This is a genomic window from Devosia insulae DS-56, assembly GCF_000970465.2.
GTDB classification, from domain to species: Bacteria; Pseudomonadota; Alphaproteobacteria; order Rhizobiales; family Devosiaceae; genus Devosia_A; species Devosia_A insulae.
The window spans coordinates 1-14,264 of sequence record NZ_LAJE02000409.1 but is presented as its reverse complement, the minus strand read 5'-3'; the positions used below and the strand labels follow the sequence as shown (position 1 = coordinate 14,264).

Here is a 14,264-nt window from a genome sequence, read left to right as displayed (position 1 = left end):
TTCCGGTGGTAGTGGCCGAGAGCCCGAGGGCTCCCGGCCTTGCCCTTTGGGAGGCAAACTGGGTGAAGGAAGGCGTGCCGTCTGCCGGCAGTCAGCGCGCTTACAGCAACCCCTCGATCGCCGTCCTGGCGTCCTTCAACGCCTGTTCCGGCGTCTTCTGGCCGAGCTTGGCGGCTTCGAGTTCCTTGCCTACCGCGTCGGTCAGCTGGTTCCAGTTGCCGATCACCGGCGGGACGACTGCGGTATCAAGCGCCTCAAACACCACTTCGCGGCTTTCGGGCACCGGCTGGTCGAGATAGCCCTGCACCGCGGCAGCGTCGGAGATGGCGGGGAGTTCCCAGCCAGCGGCGATGCGGAGGTCGACCGCGGCCTTACTCGAGGTGAGGAACTTGATCCACTGGTAGGCTTCGGCCGGGTGGCTCGAATTGGCCGAAACGGCGACGCCGTTGGCGAAGAAGTGGTGCGCCTTGCTGGTCTTGCCGGGCTCGAGTGCGATGTCCCAGTTGAACTTGGCATTCTCGGTGAAATCGCCGAGCAGCCAGATGCCGGTGCGGAGCATGGCGATCTTGCCGGCCTTGAACAGGTCCTCGGAGGACTGGCCGGCCATTTCGACATCCGACGGGGTGACCTTGTAGCTGTTCACCTTGTCGATCATCCAGGTCAGCGTCTCGATATTCTCAGGCGAGTCGATGGTGACGGTCTTTTTGTCGGGCGAGAGGATCGAGCCACCGTTCTGGGCGATGGTCTTGTAGAACTCCCAGAACTGGATCGGCGCGAAATCACCCCAGACGCCCTTAGCCGGATCGGTCAACTTCTGCGCCGCGGCGAGTTCCTCGATCCAGGTCCAGTCGGCCGTCGGGTAAGCGACCCCGGCGGCGTCGAACAGGTCCTTGTTGTAGACCAGCAGGACGTTGGAGAAGCTCTCGACGAGGCCATACTGCTTGCCGTCCTGCGCGAAGGCGGCGAGCGCTGTAGGGTTGTAGACCGCGGTCGAAAAGCCGGTATCGGGCGTGATCGGCGGAGGGAGGTGGCAAGGGCCGCTTTTGCGGAGAGGTGAAAAAGTTCTGGAAGGTGAGCTCGAAGGCGTCGGGCGCCGGCGTTGCCGCAGAGACGGTCGGCAGCTTGGGGAAGTAGGCGTCCCAGGCGGGAGTGGCGGAGGGGGGGGGCCTTGCCGGTCCAGCCGTCGACGGTGATCGTCACTTCGGCGCTCGGGCCGGCCTCGTCGTCATCGTGGTAGTGATAGACGAGGACGCTGACACCGGTGTCATCGCGGGTGGCGACGACGTTGACGTCGGGCGCACCGCGCACCCCATCGGCCACCAGGTCGGCCAGCGGCTGGCGCTGCGTACTCGCTGTCTCCAGCCAGTCGCCGCCGAGCTTGCCCAGCATGCGGAAGCCGTTCAGCACCGCCTTGTCGACGCCGTTGGTGGCGAGATCGCGGAAACCGTCGAACCAGGGCTGGTCGTCGAACAGGAAGGCCCAGGTGACCGCGCCCTCGATGGTGAGGTTGGCGCGCGCCGCCAGCTCATAGGTGCGCAGCATGCTTTCGACCACATAGACGCCGTAGAGCGGCCCGTTGCGATAGCCGTTCTGCGGGTGATAGCGGGCCGAGCAGGCGGCGCAGCCCTCGGGGTCGGATTCGCCGATGACGATCGGCAGGTGCCTGAGCGAGGGGAACTCGTTGATGATCCCCAGATGGGTGTCGATGTCCTTGAGCTGCTTGTGGATGCCCATCCGCACATGGTCCTTGTAGACCACCGGGTTGCCCTTGGCGTGGAAGGCGATGAAGTCGATCGGCGAGTTGTGGTCGACCACGTGCTGCAGGAACTCGCGCATGAAGGTCTGGGCCTTGGGGCTGTTGAAGCCACCGCAGACATGCGGGCCGCCGACGCGGGCCTTGGGCAGGGCGCGCTTCACCGCCTTGGCGCTGACATCGTACATTTCGCAGAACTGCGGGATGGTGCCGGTCCAATAGTGGCCGTCGGGCTCGTTCCACACTTCCCACGGCCAGCTCTCGACCACGTCGCGGCCATAGCGCTCGGCCATGTGGTTGGCCCAGGCCTCGATCAGGTCGCCCCACTTTTTGAGGTCGTTCGGCGGCGCGGTCCAGCCGGTGGTGATGGTGGCGTATTTGTCGTTGGGCGCCCAGTGGTGGCGGTATTCGCCGTCGAAATCCGACAGCGCCTCCGGGGTGAAGCCGATCTGCACCAGCGGGATATTGCCCGCCTCGACATAGGCGTCGAAGATCTTGTCCATGACGGTCCAGTCGTAGACCGGCTTGCCGTTGGCATCTTCGGTATAGGCGTTGGTCGAGCCCCATTTCAGCGCCGGCAGGCCGTCGCCGCTGGTCAACAGGTTATGGGTGCGGATACGCGGCGGCTCGGGGCTGAGCTCGGTCAGCTCGCGCAGCAGCTTCTTGCCGTGCTCCGAATAGGTGTAGTTCGGCTCGTCATAGCCGAACCAGTTCCACAGCGGCTTGTAGGGCCCGGTACGACGGTCGGCGTGAACCGCAATGCTCACGTCAATAGAACTGCTCATTTCTCTTCCTTGCTGGCGCTGCTGCGCCGGACCCCTCCCGAGGTCTGGCCGATCGCGGTGTCGTGACAAGGCGACTTTTCTCGCGAGGAGAAGCTTCGCCATCGCTGTCGCAACCTATGGCAAACAGCTATTTTGTCAATAATACGTTCGGACGCACGGCGCGCGCAGACACTGTTATGTCAGGATTTCCGGCATTTTCTGCGGATTTGTGCGGAAGAGGGTTGCCGAGTGCGTGCAAATTGTCGATAAAGATCGCCGTGAGACCGTTGCCTGCCAGGCGCTTCCGGGACCTCGATAGCGAGGCTCGGAAGGCAGGCTCGGGTCTCTAAGTCTTTCATCGATCCGACGAAAAACGGGGCTCGCCTGCGAGCCGGGAGGAACAGCAAGATGAAGTTTCTAAGGACAATCGCCGTCGCGGCGGTGGCGTCATTATTGGCGCTGCCGGCCTTGGCGCAGGATTTTATCGCCGGCATTCCGCGTAACGAGGCGCTGATCATTCAGGGCACGCCGGCGCAGAATGCCGACTGGTTCAACGTCTGGGCGCCGGGCGGCGGCGGAGCGGCCAATGTCAACGGCCTGCAGCAGCTGTCGACCGACACCTTCTGGTTCATCAACCCGGAGGGCGGCCCGAAGGCCTGGCAGAACGCGCTCGCCACCGAGCCGCCGATCTACAATGACGACTTCACCCAGATGACGGTGAAGCTGCGCGAGGGCGTCTACTGGAGCGACGGCGTCGAGTTCACCGCCGATGACGTGGTCTACACCGTGCAGACGCTGATGGATCACCCGGGGATGAACTGGGCCGCGGCTTTCGGGGTGAACGTCGCCTCGATGGAACAGCCCGACCGCAACACGGTGATCTTCAACCTGAAGGCGCCGAACGCCCGCTTCCACGCGCTGTTCACGGTGCGCTGGAACGCCGCCTGGATCATGCCCAAGCATGTGTTCGAAAAGGTCGACGATCCGCTGGCCTACAACAACAACCCGCCGATCTCTTTGGGCGCCTACGTGCTCCATAGTTACGACAAGGGCGGCAACTGGACGATCTGGAAGCTGCGCGACGATTGGCAGCGCACTACCATCGGCATGGACTGGGGCCAGCCGCAGGTGAAGTATGTGGTGTACCGCGCTGCCGGCAACCCGGAAGCCCGCGTCATCGAGCAGCGCAACCACAACCTCGACGTGATCAACGACATTGCCCCCGAGGGCATGTTCTCGATCATGAAGGACAACCCGACCGGCGCTGCCTGGCTCTCCGGCTTCCCCTACGCCCATCCCGATCCGACGCTGCCTTCGGTGTTGTTCAACACCAAGAAGGCGCCGTTCGATAACAAGGATGTCCGCTGGGCCCTGGCGCTGCTGATCGATATCCGCGCCGTGGCGCTCGGCTCCTATCGCGGCGCCGCCAACCTTTCGGCGCTGGCGACCCCGCCGACCGGTTCGGCGCCCGACGACTATTTCGTGCCGATGCAGGATTGGCTCACCAATTTCGAGCTCGATACCGGCACCCGCAAGATCAAGCCGTATGACCCGAACATTTCGGAAGAGTTGGCCAAGATGGTGCGCCCGCAATGGGGTGACCAGATCCCGACCGATCCGGAACAGCTGAAGCGGGTATTCGGCTTCGGCTGGTGGAAGCAGGACGTGCAGGCAGCCACTGAGCTCTTGCAGAAGGCCGGCTTCACCAAGCAGGGCAACCGCTGGATGAAGCCCGACGGCACGCCCTTCACCATCCGGGTGCAGGTCGAAGGCGACGCCATCCCGACGCTGGCGCGCGCCGGCACCGCCATTGCCCAGCAATGGAGCCAGGCCGGCATCGATGCCAAGGTCGACGTGGCCGGGCCGACCAACGGCCAGCGGCTGGGCTCAGGTGATTTCGAGACGGCGATCTTCTGGACCATCGAGACCTGGGGCGGCCACCCCGACCTCAGCTTCTTCCTTGATAGCTACCACTCGGAGTTCATCAAGCCGGTGGGCGAGCTGCAGCCGCCGCGCAACCTGCAGCGCTGGGAAGACCCGCGCCTCGACGAGATCATCGAACGCAACCGCAAGGTGGCCTTCGACTCCGACGAGGTGAAGGCGCTGGGCCAGGATTTCCTCAAGCTCGCGGTCGAGGAAATGCCGATGATCCCGCTGATGGCCTACAACAAGTTCGCGCCGTTCGACACGACCTACTGGACCAACTACCCGAGCATCGACAACCCGTACTCGGCATCCGGCCCGAACTGGTCGAACATCCGCTACATGGTGGTGAGCCTCAAGGCCGCTACCCCCGCGGCGCAGTAACCTCACAACGCATATGGACCAGCCGGTAACCCCGGCTGGTCCGCTCCGATCCAACCGATCCGAGAGGCGGGATGCACGGCTTTCTCATCTATGTCCTGAAACGACTGGGCCAGTTCCTGTTCGTGGTGTTCACCGGCGTGACGCTGGCGTTCCTCATCGCGCATTTCTCGCCGGTCGATCCGATCGAGCAGACGGTTTCGCTGCTCACCAGTTTCGGCAATACCGATCCGCGCTCGGTGGAGCTGTTGCGGGAGTCGCTGCGCGAACTCTATGGCACCGATGGCTCGCTGCTCGAGCAGTACTTCACCTTCTGGGGACGGGTGCTGACCGGGGATTTCGGCCCCTCGCTCTCGGCCTTCCCGACACCAGTATCGACGGTGATCGGCCGCGCCCTGCCATGGACGGTGGGCCTGCTGACCCTTGCGACGCTGCTCGCCTGGACCATCGGGAACCTGTTCGGCGCGCTCGCCGGCTATTTCCGCAACAACCGCTTCCTCAAGGGTGTCGGCGTGCTGGTCATGTCGATGCAGCCGATCCCCACCTATATCGTCGGCCTGACCCTGATCATCGTCTTCGGCTATCTCTGGCCGGTGCTGCCGATCAGCGGCGGGGCGCAGCTGAACCTCGAGCCGGGCTTCACCTGGGCCTACATTTCCTCGGTGCTGGTGCACGGCACGCTGCCGGCGCTGACGCTGGTCTGCGTCGGGCTGGGCGGCTGGTTCATCTCGATGCGCTCGCTGGTCTCCAACATCGTCACCGAAGACCATGTGGTTTACGCCGAACTCGCAGGCGTCCGCGGCCGGACGATCTTTTCGCAGTATGTGGCGCGCAACGCCATGCTGCCGCAGGTCACGGGCTTGGCGCTGACCCTGGGCCATGTGTTCGGCGGCGCCGTCATCGTCGAGTTCGTCTTCAACTATCCGGGGGTGGGGAAGCTCCTCATCGCGGGCATTTATGCCGGCGATTACAGCCTCGTCCTCGGTGTCACCACCATCGCCATCATTGCCGTGGCGGCTGCGATGTTCCTCATCGACATCCTCTATCCGCTCATCGATCCACGCGTGAAACTGGGGTAGCGCCATGAAAGTCCTCATCGACCTCCTACGCTACAACCGCGAGTTCCTGCTCGGGACGATCCTCATCTCAATCATCCTGGCGCTGGTCGCCGCCTCGTTTTTTGCGCCTTACGACGAGCTCGCCACCTATGTGGTGATCCCCGACATGCCGCCCTCGGCCGAGTATTGGCTGGGCACCACCTCGCGCGGCCAGGAAGTGTTCTGGCAACTGGCCGCGGCGATGCGCAACACGCTGCTGTTCGGCGTGGTGGTGGCACTGGTCAGCCGCGTCATCGCCATCGCCGTCGGCCTCGTCTCGGGTTATCTCGGCGGGCGGGTCGACCAGGTGATCATGGCGATCAACGACACGCTGAACGCGCTGCCCAATATCCCGATCCTGTTGCTGCTGGTGTTCGTGCTGCGCGACCAGATGAGCTGGCCGATCCTTGCGGTCACCGCGGCGCTGCTCGGCTGGCAGCATGACAGCCGGCTGATCCGCTCGGTGGCGCTGTCGCTGCGCAACCGCGAGTTCACCCGCCACGCGGTGTTCTCGGGCATGCGCACCGGCCAGATCCTCTGGCGCGAGCATCTGCCCTATGTGATGCCGATCGTCTTTTACACCACCATGAACAACCTGATCTGGGCCATCGGCCTCGAGGTGACGCTGTCGATCCTCGGCTTTTCCGACATCAACCGGCCGACCATCGGCGGCATGATCTACTGGGCCAACGCCCACTCGGCGATGGTCGCCGGCATCTGGTGGTGGATCGTGGTGCCGATGGCCTTCGTCGTCATCCTGTTCCTTGGCCTGTTCATGCTGGCCATGTCGGTCAACGAATATATCGATCCGCGCAGCCGGCTCGCCCGGATGGGAGCCTGACATGCACGAAGTTCTGAGCAAGGCCAAAAAGACCGCCGTGACGCCCAAGAATGTGCTGACTGTCGAAGGGCTTAAGGCCTATTACATCAACGAACACTTCGGGGTGCGCCGCGAGGTGCGGGCGGTCGATGACATCAGCCTCACCGTGCAGCGCAACGAGGTCTACGGCATTGCCGGGGAATCCTCGAGCGGCAAGAGCTCGCTGATCAAGACGCTGGCCGGCGCCATCCGCCCGCCGATGCGGGTGGTCGATGGCTCGGTGAAGTTCGATTTCGGCGGCCAGAGCATCGATGTCTATGGCGCGCCCGAGCAGCTGAAGCCGGCGCGCTGGCGCCATCTCAGCTACATCATGCAGGGCTCGATGAACGTCTTGAACCCGGTGCGCCGGGTGAAGCACTCGTTCCACGATTTCGCCTACCGCCATATGGGGCTCAGTGGCGCGGCGTTCTGGAGCAAGGTGCGCCAGCATCTCGAGCGGCTGGGGCTCGACCCCGATGTGCTCGAAGCCTTCCCGCACCAGCTCTCGGGCGGCATGCGGCAGCGCATCACCATTGCGCTCGCCACAGTGTGCGAGCCCGAGTTCATCATTGCGGACGAACCCACCACGGCGCTCGACGTCTTGGTGCAGCAGGATGTGCTCGGGCTGATCAAGGATGTGCAGGCCCGCATGCAGGCCTCGATCATCTTCGTCACCCACGACATGAGCGTCCATGCCGCGATCACCGATCGGCTGGCCATCATGTATGCCGGGCGGCTGGCGGAGGAGGGGGCGACCCAGGCGCTGTTCGACAACCCGCAGCATCCCTATACCGCGCACCTGATCGGCAGCCTGCCGCGCATCGGCGATGTGCGGGTCCGCAAAAGCCTGCCGGGCAAACCCCCCGCGCTCTCCGATCCACCCAGCGGCTGCCGCTTCCATCCGCGCTGTCCGCTCGCCATCGAGCGTTGTTCCAGGGAGGTCCCGCTGATGCAGCCCAGCGCCACCGGCGGCCGTGTCGCCTGCTTCCGCGCCGGCGAGGTGGTGGCAGCATGACCGACCTGTTACGGCTCGACCATGTCACCAAGCTCTTCCCGGTCGGCGGCTTCTTCTCCCGCCGCTCGATGAAGGCGGTGGACGATGTCAACTTTGCGCTCAGCGCCGACAAGCCCGAGATCTTTGCCATTGTCGGCGAATCCGGCTCCGGCAAATCGACGCTCGCCAAGATGATGCTGGGCAATGAGGTGCCGAGTTCGGGGCAGCTCAGTTTCGACGGCACCGACGTCGCGGCGATCCGCGGCCGGGCGGCGCGTGAGGCCTTCATGGCCAAGGTGCAGCCGGTGTTCCAGAACCCGTTCGAGGCGTTCAACCCGCTGACCAAGCTCGACGAATACCTGTTCGCCACCGCCCACCGCTTCCTCGGCGCCAGCAACCGCGGCGCCCGCGAAGCCGCCGCCGACGCCGCCCTGCAACGGGTCGGGCTATCGCTGAGCGAGGTGCGCGGCCGCTATTCGCACGAGCTCTCGGGCGGCCAGCTGCAGCGCATCGCGGTGGCGCGTGCGCTGATCCCCAACCCCAAGCTGATCGTCGCCGACGAGCCGGTCTCGATGGTCGACGCGTCGCTGCGCATGTCGATCGTCAACCTGTTCCGCGAGCTGCGCGACGAGCTGAAGGTGTCGATCATCTACATCACCCACGACCTCGCGACGGCCTACTACATCTCGGACCGGGTGATCATCATGCAGAAGGGCAAGGTGATCGAAAGCGGCGACGCCCGCACGGTGCTGGAACACCCGACGCAGCCCTACTCGATCGCCCTGAAGGGCGCGGTATTGCCGCCGGACCCGGCAGCGGCCTCGGCGATCATCCGGCAGCGGCAGGTGGTGGCCGGGTAGGGGCGGGCCGTGCGGGCCGCAGCTATGGGGCAGGCAGGTTCGGGTGGCCATCCAGCCGGAACTGCAGGACGAAGTATGGCGGCATGCAGTAGCCCCGCTGGTCGCCTTTCCCACCGTCGCGGTTCAGCCAGGCGAAATCCGGTTGCTGTTCGCCATAGGCGAACTGCGGCGGATCGCCCGGGATCGCCTTCTCCCGTTCTTTGAATTTAGCGACGCCGTTTGAGGCCGTGTAGCCGATCGGGCGCAGGCAGATGTAGTCGTCGCGGCATGGCGTTGCGGCATCGCAAGCCCGTAGGCCCGCATAGGCGGTGTAACGCACGAAGCAATCGGTGATCTTGGAGGCGGGGTCGCCGATGCAATCATTGAAGCCGGTCACCGCCGTCAGCCCGCAAGTCGCTTCGTCGGGCAGGCCGACACATTCCGAATAGCGCAGCATGCCGCCGGGAAACCCGCCTGTCCTGGCATCGCGAAGGGTGGCAGCGGTGGCCCACGACGTGGCGGCGACGGTCTTGCCCTGATACCATTCCTGATGCGCGACGTAGTACGGATTGACCTTGCCGACGGGAACCGAGGGCGGGTCGAGCAAGGTCATACCGGCCTTCACTTCCGGCATGCGGGTGTAGCGGTCGACCCCGAAGCCCGCGCTTTCGATCCGGCCCACCTGCATGGCATCGCCGATCTGGAACTGCCCGGATTTGGGCACGCAGGTGCCAACGCTTGGCGCGCCAGCCGAGCTGAACAGCGGCTTGCATTGCAGCTCCGGCGCGCACCCCCATTGGCGTTGGGTGCCGATCGCACTCCAGTTGGCGAGGCAGGTTGCGCCCCAGCCGCCGATCAGGTTGGTGTGCTCGAGATCTCCGGCAAATCTGTTCAGCGGCCGGGCCGCGTAGCTGTTGGCCAGCTGCCGATAGGTTGCGCTGCCCTCTGCCGCAAAAGCCTCGAGAATTTCCATGCGGCGGGGCTGATCGCCGTAGAAATGCGGCGAGCCGGGCAACAGGACGGCGTTGAACGACGGGGTGTCGGCAGGGTCCGCCCCCGGGAAGTGAAACCCTGCGATAGCGCGCGTCTGATGGCAGCCCGAGCAGGTGAGGTCATTGAGGCGGGTCCTGACATCGTCCACTGACTTCATGAAGCTGAATGGATTGGGCGATTGAGCGAGGTAATCCTGAAGCGCCTGCTTGATCTCGTCGTCGGAGACGATCTGCTCCGCGTCGGTTCGCGCCTCCCAGAACGGCTGGTTCAAGGAACGGTACTGGCCGCCGGGCGAGCCGGAAACCGCCCTGCACGCCAGGTATTTCAGCGGCACGGTCAGCGTTCCCCGGTCGATGTCGTCGAGCACTTTGGGGTCAGTCAGCCAGGCTAAGAACTCACCACGGTCCAGTATGTATGGATCGCGCGTGCAGGAGTTTTCGTCGCCGGTGGCGCTGCCCAGCAGCCGCGATCGATCGATCTGGTTGTTCAGGTGACTGACGAAGAACAGTCCGAGCTTAGGGTCCCAGCGAAACACCCGAATGATGTACTTGGCCGTCGAGCCCAGTCCGTACTGCAATTTACCCGGCTCGCCACCCGTCCGGTCGGCGCTCGCGGCGATGCGATAGGCCTGCATATTGAGCTCGATCCGGAAGATGTCCTGGCCAACAATACCGGCAAGCACCCCGGTAGCCGGGTCCTGGAGGCCTGCCGCGATCGCACTGCCGCTTCGGCCCGGCGGCTGCTGAATTTCATCCAGCCAGCGTTGCGCCACCTCGGCGCAGCTGCCCATGCCCGGTGGTTTGCTGGTTGGAACAGCGGGAAACACCACATTCATCGTTACCGGCAGGCGTGAGCCCACGGCACCATCCGGTCGCAGATAGGCGAAGCGGTAGATCACGCTGATCTCGCCGCAGCCATCGTGCCCGGCGTGGCCCGGAATCTGCTCGCGCACAAACTGTCGGTCCATGCGGTTCACGATGCCGACGAGCTGAACCCTGGAAGCTGGGCTGGTCAGGAAATTTTCGGGCAGTGGCTGTGGCGTTCCATCGCCATTCGTTTCGACGCCCAGGTCCCCCTTGATCGTATCGACAATGATGCGGGCGATATCGAGCGAGAACGGGTTGCTGATGCTGTCGCCGAAGTGCTGCGGGTTCTTGGCGTTGGCCTGAATGAGACACCCGAACACCAGCGGGCCAGAATATTCGCAACCACGCGGATCGACCTTGTCGAGCAGGGCGATGACCTCGGGATCAGAGACAAACGGCCCCTGCAGGGCTGGCGGAACAACAGTACCGTCGTAGGAAATGGGCGCTTGCTGGGCCATTGCGACCGGGGCACAGCCCGCAAAGACCGCGAGCAGGCGGAACCGCAGGATGATGTTGCTGATGCGACCGACGAAACACCCCAATGTCTGCGGCGCGGCGCCTCGTTCGGACATTGCCATCACCCGGCAGCGTGGGCGCTGCGAGCGACGAGCATCGCGCTGATCAATGCAGCAACCGGCTTCTTCATCACGCCCCCGAGGATGAAAATCGCTCCATTCATCTGGGGGGTGTTTTAGTGCCGAGTCAATCTGCGACAACTGCAATGCGGGCGAGCCAGCAAGTAAAACTGGCGCGTCGTTCGATCGAGGTCTGAGCTTTGACTGTCGAACCGAACGTATCTCAGGCGGACGGCTTTGGGAGGCTCTCCGGGATCTCGCCAAGGCTGGCTTCGAAGCCTACCTCCCAGAATACAAGATCGAGCGCTTCAACCGGCGCCTCAGGGCGCGAAAGGTCACCACGCTTTGCCACTTCCCGCGGTATCTGTTCGTGGTGATGAACCGGCCGGAGGACGTGAGCGCCATCCTTGGCTGCAAGGGCGTTCTGGACGTACTCCCTGGTAGGCCCTATCTACCCCAACCGGTGCCGGCGAAGGATGTGCTCGAGCTGCGCGATGCCGAGGCACGGCACCTTCTCGATGACACCGATGAGGCCCGCCGGCTGCGCGATGAAACGGTCAAGAACACGCTGGCAGACATGCGAAGGCGGCTCGCCACCAAGCCGGTGCGGATCAAAGACCTGTACTTTGCCACGCTCGGCGCGCTCTGGACTAATGTTGCCAACGGCCGATCGGGCAAACGGATCGTCGGTCAGTGCGAGCGCGGGCTGCCTCCCGCCGGCAAATGGATGCGCGGCCGGATCGAGATGCAACTGATCGGCTGGTTCGGCGCGGCGCCTGACTTTCTGCTGACGTTCGATGCCGCGTATTGCTCGACATGCTCCGATGCCGAGTTCATGGCACTGGTCGAGCACGAGCTTTATCACGCTGGCCAAGAGCACGATGAGTTCGGATCACCGAAGTTCACTAAGCACGGCGCGCCCAAGTTCGCGATGCGCGGCCATGATGTTGAAGAGTTCGTTGGCGTCGTCCGTCGATACGGTGCCGGCGCTGCTCATATCCAACCGCTGATCGACGCTGCCAACGCAAGGCCGGAAATCGCCAAGGTTGATATCGCGCGGGCATGCGGAACGTGCCAGCTACGAGCGGCCTAGGTCTACAGATTTGCCATGGCTAACCCGACCCAAACTGAGGTGACGACGCCGAGTGCGGCGATCAACAGCTCTGCCGCGCCTCTCTGGATCAGAGCCCAACCAGATGCTCCTCGCTGATGGGCGTCCGCCACCGCCCGCGCCGCAGCTCGCAACGCGGCAAAGAAGTCGACAATTATCAAGGCAACAATCAACACGAACACCAGCAAGTTCATCGACCTCCCGAACGCAAAAACCAGCGCGCCAAGCACAATGAAGTACTCGGCCGTCGCAAGCAGCTGATCTGAAATGCTGCCAATGTTGTCCGGAACGTTCCTCAGAATGTAGTTGGCAAGCCGTAGCATTTCGACACCCCCAAATGTCTGACCTGACCGGAGCCTGACACGTCCATGGCCAAAGGCAAGCTGACCGATGAGGTACAGACGTTCGTCGTCACCTCTCTGGCGATGTTCGACACGCCGATGACGGTAGCCGATGCGGTCAAGAAGGAATTCGGCATCGAGATCACGCGCCAAGCGGTCGAATGCTACGACCCGACCGAGAAAGCCGGCGCAAAGCTCGCTGAGAAATGGAAGGCGCTGTTTGAGGAGGCTCGGAAAGCCTTCGTCGAGGACACCGCCGATATCGCCATCAGCCATCGCGCCGTTCGGCTTCGGGCGTTGCATCGGATGAGCGAAAAGGCGGAGGGCATGAACCTCCAGTTCGCGGCGGCGCTACTGAGGCAAGCTGCAGAGGAGATGGGCGGCACATACACCAACCGCCGCGAGTTCACCGGAAAGGATGGTAAGGACTTGCCGACGCCAGTGTCGCCGGTAACGATCTTCCAGCTGCCCGACAATGGGAGAGGCTAGATCAGAGTGATCTCACCAAGAGGGCTGGCACTTTGGATCGAAGATAGTCTCTCAAAGATGTCGACATCGTTCCTGACAGGAGTACGGCCCGTTGGCCATCTTTCAGTGTGCCAAGGTGCTTCTCAATGTGGCGGGTATGACTGTGCATCATATTCTTGGCAATCACATAGACCACATCGCAATTGGGGTGCGCCGAGCAGAACATAGCTGCAAGGCGAAATGCCTCGTCAGCGTTTTCGGAACTCTTGACCTCGACCACGCAGTCCGTGAAGTCTCTCACGTTCTCAGTCCGGCGCAAGAAGCCGACAGAAGTGACGTTCTCTCCATCATCGTAGAAGTGCGTTACCACCACGTCGCCCAGTCTATCCAAGAGTGGTGCCGTCGCTGCGAAACCGCCGTTTCCATTGGTGCGAGCTGTGAGATCAAAAGGTGAGAAGTCTCCACCATTGTCTCTCAGCTCAACCCTATCCCAGCAGATCTTTAGCGAGACACTGGTTGCCCCGCCATGTTGAATGGCGTTCATCGCGACTTCCGCTGTGAACTCGCGGACCATGTTCACTAGGTCGGCATCCCAAATCTGCGACAAACAGCTATCCCGGAATGCTTCGTGAAGAGCATCGGTATCGGGCATGTTCAACACGACGGAAAAGGGTGGCAGATCTTTCCCGTCCTCCACCGCGGGCAGGTTGACCTTGTCGATGCCCAATTTGTGGCGAAGGTCGGCGCGCCACTCAGCCAGCTGGCGCCAGAACCGTAAGAGCTGCGGCGTGTAGGTCGCCTCATCTCTGTCGATAAGCGTGCCGTGCACGTTGCACATCCAAATCCCATTCTCGATCGAACGGACGAAGACGGGATCTGACTTCACGAGCACTCTCCGGGCGCCTGGTCCGGTAGCAGCGGCGTAAATGTGGCACGCCGTGCCAGTGCCAGAGGTTGATCCGGTGGTCTCTTTGCTGGGACCAACAGTGAGCCTGTCACATTCAGGGAACGAACAGTGGTACCCCGCTTGTTTTGCAAGCTCCGCCTTCACTGCGGGTGAGAAGTTCTCTCTATTGCTCGGCATGCGACGGTGAAGCCCCAGGATATCACTTGGTCGACACCATTATTCGACCTCAGGTCGGTCCGCAAACAACCTTTCTATCGTCGCCGGCGGATATCGCCATCTACGGTGGCGTAGCTGGCGGTGTCCGCCTCGCCGCGGCGCCCTAATTCTTCTTGCGCATGGCTTCATTGAGCATGTCGCAAAGCCAGCCAGTGCTGCGGGGGGCTTCCTGGGGGA

At 63.1% G+C, this 14,264-nt stretch carries 11 protein-coding genes and 1 pseudogene; 7 read left to right on the top strand and 5 right to left on the bottom strand.

From position 1 onward, the window contains the following. Positions 1-100: 100 nt before the first annotated feature. Together VW23_RS28015 and VW23_RS28010 are read right to left on the bottom strand one after the other, a co-directional pair. A complete protein-coding gene (locus VW23_RS28015; RefSeq protein ID WP_342029946.1) occupies positions 101-886 on the bottom strand; it encodes an extracellular solute-binding protein in 786 nt (261 codons plus the stop codon). 254 nt (positions 887-1,140) lie between these two features. Then, positions 1,141-2,538, bottom strand: a pseudogene (locus tag VW23_RS28010) (GH39 family glycosyl hydrolase); the annotation flags it as partial. Positions 2,539-2,925: 387 nt separating this feature from the next. Between VW23_RS28010 and VW23_RS28005 the strand changes: the two are divergent. The 5 genes from VW23_RS28005 (at position 2,926) to VW23_RS27985 (ending at position 8,631) form a co-directional block, all read left to right on the top strand. Next, positions 2,926-4,824, top strand: coding sequence for an ABC transporter substrate-binding protein (locus VW23_RS28005; RefSeq protein ID WP_069912758.1), 1,899 nt, complete (start codon positions 2,926-2,928; stop codon positions 4,822-4,824). A 71-nt stretch (positions 4,825-4,895) separates the two neighbouring features. Further along, entirely contained in the window at positions 4,896-5,900 is a 1,005-nt protein-coding gene (locus VW23_RS28000) for an ABC transporter permease (protein ID WP_069912757.1), read from the top strand. A gap of 4 nt (positions 5,901-5,904) precedes the next feature. Beyond that, on the top strand, positions 5,905-6,759 hold the full coding sequence (locus VW23_RS27995; protein WP_069912756.1) for an ABC transporter permease: 855 nt from the start codon (positions 5,905-5,907) through the stop codon (positions 6,757-6,759). A 1-nt stretch (position 6,760) separates the two neighbouring features. Beyond that, positions 6,761-7,792, top strand: a complete 1,032-nt coding sequence (locus VW23_RS27990; RefSeq protein ID WP_069912755.1) for an ABC transporter ATP-binding protein — start codon at positions 6,761-6,763, stop codon at positions 7,790-7,792. Continuing rightward, positions 7,789-8,631: an ABC transporter ATP-binding protein gene (locus VW23_RS27985; RefSeq protein WP_069912754.1), complete on the top strand. Its 843-nt coding sequence runs from the start codon at positions 7,789-7,791 to the stop codon at positions 8,629-8,631. The genes VW23_RS27990 and VW23_RS27985 overlap by 4 nt, the downstream gene beginning before the upstream one ends. A 22-nt stretch (positions 8,632-8,653) precedes the next feature. On the opposite strand, the gene VW23_RS27980 is transcribed toward VW23_RS27985, so the two are convergent. After that, positions 8,654-11,041, bottom strand: a complete 2,388-nt coding sequence (locus VW23_RS27980; RefSeq protein ID WP_141728533.1) for a hypothetical protein — start codon at positions 11,039-11,041, stop codon at positions 8,654-8,656. Between the two features lie 133 nt (positions 11,042-11,174). On the opposite strand from VW23_RS27980, the gene VW23_RS29605 reads away from it, so the two are divergent. Then, complete coding sequence (locus tag VW23_RS29605) at positions 11,175-12,137, top strand: putative metallopeptidase (protein WP_342029945.1); 963 nt, start codon at positions 11,175-11,177, stop codon at positions 12,135-12,137. Positions 12,138-12,139: 2 nt separating this feature from the next. Here the strand turns inward: VW23_RS29605 and VW23_RS27970 are convergent, their stop codons facing one another. Continuing rightward, complete coding sequence (locus VW23_RS27970; RefSeq protein ID WP_069912752.1) at positions 12,140-12,478, bottom strand: hypothetical protein; 339 nt, start codon at positions 12,476-12,478, stop codon at positions 12,140-12,142. 45 nt (positions 12,479-12,523) lie between these two features. Between VW23_RS27970 and VW23_RS27965 the strand changes: the two genes are divergently transcribed. After that, the gene (locus VW23_RS27965; RefSeq protein WP_069912751.1) at positions 12,524-12,985 is read left to right on the top strand and encodes a DUF2280 domain-containing protein; all 462 of its coding nucleotides are present in this window, start codon (positions 12,524-12,526) and stop codon (positions 12,983-12,985) included. A gap of 1 nt (position 12,986) precedes the next feature. Here VW23_RS27965 and VW23_RS27960 read toward each other — a convergent pair whose 3' ends face one another. Beyond that, positions 12,987-13,850: a hypothetical protein gene (locus VW23_RS27960; RefSeq protein ID WP_069912750.1), complete on the bottom strand. Its 864-nt coding sequence runs from the start codon at positions 13,848-13,850 to the stop codon at positions 12,987-12,989. Positions 13,851-14,264 lie beyond the last annotated feature (414 nt).

Bases quoted from the DNA above. Each gene is read 5' to 3' on its own strand.
- VW23_RS28005 (WP_069912758.1), top strand. From the start codon at position 2,926: ATGAAGTTTCTAAGGACAATCGCCGTCGCGGCGGTGGCGTCATTATTG.
- VW23_RS28000 (WP_069912757.1), top strand. From the start codon at position 4,896: ATGCACGGCTTTCTCATCTATGTCCTGAAACGACTGGGCCAGTTCCTG.
- VW23_RS27995 (WP_069912756.1), top strand. From the start codon at position 5,905: ATGAAAGTCCTCATCGACCTCCTACGCTACAACCGCGAGTTCCTGCTC.
- VW23_RS27990 (WP_069912755.1), top strand. From the start codon at position 6,761: ATGCACGAAGTTCTGAGCAAGGCCAAAAAGACCGCCGTGACGCCCAAG.
- VW23_RS27985 (WP_069912754.1), top strand. From the start codon at position 7,789: ATGACCGACCTGTTACGGCTCGACCATGTCACCAAGCTCTTCCCGGTC.
- VW23_RS27980 (WP_141728533.1), bottom strand. From the start codon at position 11,041: ATGTCCGAACGAGGCGCCGCGCCGCAGACATTGGGGTGTTTCGTCGGT.
- VW23_RS27970 (WP_069912752.1), bottom strand. From the start codon at position 12,478: ATGCTACGGCTTGCCAACTACATTCTGAGGAACGTTCCGGACAACATT.
- VW23_RS27965 (WP_069912751.1), top strand. From the start codon at position 12,524: ATGGCCAAAGGCAAGCTGACCGATGAGGTACAGACGTTCGTCGTCACC.